This is a genomic window from uncultured Psychroserpens sp. (assembly GCF_947503375.1).
GTDB lineage: Bacteria > Bacteroidota > Bacteroidia > Flavobacteriales > Flavobacteriaceae > Psychroserpens.
The window spans coordinates 1-4,082 of the sequence record NZ_CANNDQ010000019.1 but is presented as its reverse complement, the minus strand read 5'-3'; the positions used below and the strand labels follow the sequence as shown (position 1 = coordinate 4,082).

Below are 4,082 nucleotides of genomic sequence, written 5' to 3'. Positions count from 1 at the left end.
ACAGATTCATTAGCACAAGCACCATCAGCAACAACATCAGAGAATGTAGCCTCTAGACCAGTAGAACAGTTATCAGCCTCATCAGTTACATCACCAGTAAGTGTAAGCTCGTTAGGATCTTGATCACATTCGATAGTGATGTCAGCAGGTACAGTAAATGTAGGTGCTGTAGTATCTTCTATAATTAATGTTGCATTAAGTGTAGTAGCATTACCACAATCATCTGTAATAGTATATATAACTGGGATCGTACCACCTAATCCACATGTTGAAACAAAATTAGTGAATGTATAATTTGATGTTACCGTAACATTAATATCATCAGCACATGTTTCAAGCGCAGCAATATTAGCGGCATTCCAATCGTTAGCTAAAGTTTCGTTGTTAGTACCAGAACACTCGATAGTTGTATCAGTTACAGCACAATTTGATAGATCAGGAATTGTCCCATCATCAAAAGTTAAAGTAGCTGTTGTAGTTGAAATATTTCCACAATCATCAGTAATCGCATAGGTTACTGTTATGTTACCACAAGGTCCACAAACTGTGTTCAAGTTATTGAAATCATAATCAGAAGTAACTTGACCCGTAAAGTCCGTATCACAGGCATCAGCAGCACAAGCTTCAAGTGCAGCAATGTTAGCAGCATTCCAAGCATCTGCTAGAGACTCATTATCAGTATCAGTACATTCTAACACTGTATTTTCAATTGTACATCCAGTTAGGTCTGGAACAGTAGTATCTTCTAAAGTCAATGTTGCATTAAGCGTAGTGGCATTCCCACAATCATCAGTAATGGTATAAATTACAGGAATAGTACCAGCTAAACCACAAGTAGAGACTAAGTTAGTAAAGCTGTAATCAGAAGTAACTTGACCCGTAAAGTCTGTATCACAAGCATCAGCAGCACAAGCTTCAAGTGCAGCAATGTTAGCAGCATTCCAATCGTTAGCTAAAGTTTCGTTATTAGTACCAGAACACTCGATAGTTGTATCAGCTACTGTACATCCAGTTAGGTCTGGAACAGTAGTATCTTCTAAAGTCAATGTTGCATTAAGAGTAGTGGCATTGCCACAATCATCAGTAATGGTATAGATCACAGTAATAGTACCAGCTAAACCACAAGTAGAGGCTAAGTTAGTAAAGCTGTAATCAGAAGTAACTTGACCCGTAAAGTCTGTATCACAAGCATCAGCAGCACAAGCTTCAAGTGCAGCAATGTTAGCAGCATTCCAATCGTTAGCTAAAGTTTCGTTATTAGTACCAGAACACTCGATAGTTGTATCAGCTACTGTACATCCAGTTAGGTCTGGAACAGTAGTATCTTCTAAAGTCAATGTTGCATTAAGCGTAGTGGCATTCCCACAATCATCAGTAATGGTATAGATCACAGCAATAGTACCAGCTAAACCACAAGTAGAGGCTAAGTTAGTAAAGCTGTAATCAGAAGTAACTTGACCCGTAAAGTCTGTATCACAAGCATCAGCAGCACAAGCTTCAAGTGCAGCAATATTAGCAGCATTCCAATCGTTAGCTAAAGTTTCGTTATTAGTACCAGAACACTCGATAGTAGTATCAGCTACTGTACATCCATTTAGATCAGGAACAGTAGTATCTTCTAAAGTCAATGTTGCATTAAGCGTAGTGGCATTCCCACAATCATCAGTAATGGTATAGATCACAGTAATAGTACCAGCTAAACCACAAGTAGAGGCTAAGTTAGTAAAGCTGTAATCAGAAGTAACTTGACCCGTAAAATCTGTATCACAAGCATCAGCAGCACAAGCTTCAAGCGCAGCAATGTTAGCAGCATTCCAATCGTTAGCTAAAGTTTCGTTATTAGTACCAGAACACTCGATAGTTGTATCAGTTACAGCACAATTTGATAGATCAGGAATAGTACCATCATCAAAAGTCAATGTTGCATTAAGCGTAGTGGCATTCCCACAATCATCAGTAATGGTATAGATCACAGCAATAGTACCAGATTGACCACAGGTAGATACTAAATTTGTATATATATAATTTGAAGAGACTGTAATACCAAGATCATCAGCACATGTTTCAAGTGCAGCAATGTTAGCAGCATTCCAATCGTTAGCTAAAGTTTCGTTATTAGTACCAGAACACTCGATAGTTGTATCAGTTACAGCACAATTTGATAGATCAGGAATAGTACCATCATCAAAAGTTAAAGTAGCAATTACTGTTGTAGTATTGCCACAATCATCAGTAATCGTATATGTTACATTAATGGTACCACAAGGGCCACAAGTAGTATTTAAATTGTTAAAATCATAATCAGAAGTAACTTGACCCGTAAAGTCCGTATCACAGGCATCAGCAGCACAAGCTTCAAGTGCAGCAATGTTAGCAGCATTCCAAGCATCTGCTAGAGACTCATTATCAGTATCAGTACATTCTAACACTGTATTTTCAATTGTACATCCAGTTAGGTCTGGAACAGTAGTATCTTCTAAAGTCAATGTTGCATTAAGCGTAGTGGCATTCCCACAATCATCAGTAATGGTATAAATTACAGGAATAGTACCAGCTAAACCACAAGTAGAGACTAAGTTAGCAAAGCTGTAATCAGAAGTAACTTGACCCGTAAAGTCTGTATCACAAGCATCAGCAGCACAAGTTTCAAGTGCAGCAATATTAGCAGCATTCCAATCGTTAGCTAAAGTTTCGTTATTAGTTCCAGAGCACTCAATAGCTGTATCAGCTACTGTACATCCAGTTAGATCAGGAACAGTAGTATCTTCAATTGTAAATGTAGCAGTTGTTGTTGTTACATTACCACAATCATCTGTCGCAGTAAATGTTACTGTAGCTGTTCCAGTTTCACCACAACCATCTGTTAAAACTGTATAATCATTTGTCCAAGTAATAGATCCACAAATATCTGATGAAGTAGCACCACCATTTGAATTTAACCAGTCGTTAAATTGGGTAGTATTACCAGATCCATCACATTCAACTGTTAAATCACTAGCGTCAACATCTATTGATGGTGGTAATAAATCTAAAATTGTAAATAATGCTGTAGTACTAGCAGAATTACCACAATCATCAGTAGCTGTAAATGTGACTAGAGCGAACCCTGTTTCACCACATCTATCAGTTAAGCTAACAAAATTGTTAGTCCAAGTCACACTTCCACAGCTGTCAGAAGCATTAGCACCTGCATTTGTGTCTAGCCAAGCTTGTAATTCATTTGTATTACCAAAGCCATCACATTGTACAGTTTGATCTGCAGCTACAGTAGTTATAGATGGAGGTGTTGTATCTTCAACAGTAATTGTTTGTGTATCAGAGACTGAGTTTCCACAATCATCAGTAGCAGTCCAAGTTCTTGTAATCGTTTCAGTATTTCCGCAACCAGAAGTAGAGCTATCTACAAAGGTAATAGTCACATTACCACAAGTGTCTGTTCCCGTAGCATTTCCAGTTGCAGAAGGATCTGTTGAGTTTGAACATTCTACAGTTACATTACTAGGTAAAGTTAGAGTTGGTGCTGTGGTATCTTCAACAGTAATTGTTTGTGTATCAGAAACTGAGTTTCCACAATCATCAGTAGCAGTCCATGTTCTTGTAATTGTTTCAGTATTTCCACAACTAGCAGCAGAACTATCAGAGAATGTTACAGTTACATTACCACAAGTATCTATAGCAGTTGCATTACCTGTATCTGCTGGATCTATACTTTCATTACATTCTACAGTTACATTGCTAGGTAAAGTTATAGATGGAGGAGTTGTATCTTCAACAGTAATTGTTTGTGTATCAGAGACAGAATTACCACAATCATCAGTAGCAGTCCATGTTCTTGTAATTGTTTCAGTATTTCCACAACTAGCAGCAGAACTATCAGAGAATGTTACAGTTACATTACCACAAGTATCTGTAGCTGTAGCACTACCAGTATCTACTGGATCTATACTTTCATTACATTCTACAGTTACATTGCTAGGTAAAGTTATAGATGGAGGAGTTGTATCCTCAACAGTAATTGTTTGTGTATCAGAGACAGAATTACCACAATCATCAGTAGCAGTCCATGTTCTTGTAATTGTTTC

1 protein-coding gene is annotated in these 4,082 nt (G+C 37.7%); it reads right to left on the bottom strand.

Annotated elements, in window-relative coordinates:
• Window positions 1-4,082, bottom strand: a 4,082-nt coding sequence (locus Q0876_RS15585; RefSeq protein ID WP_299229797.1) for a hypothetical protein, incomplete at both ends; no start/stop codon positions are given.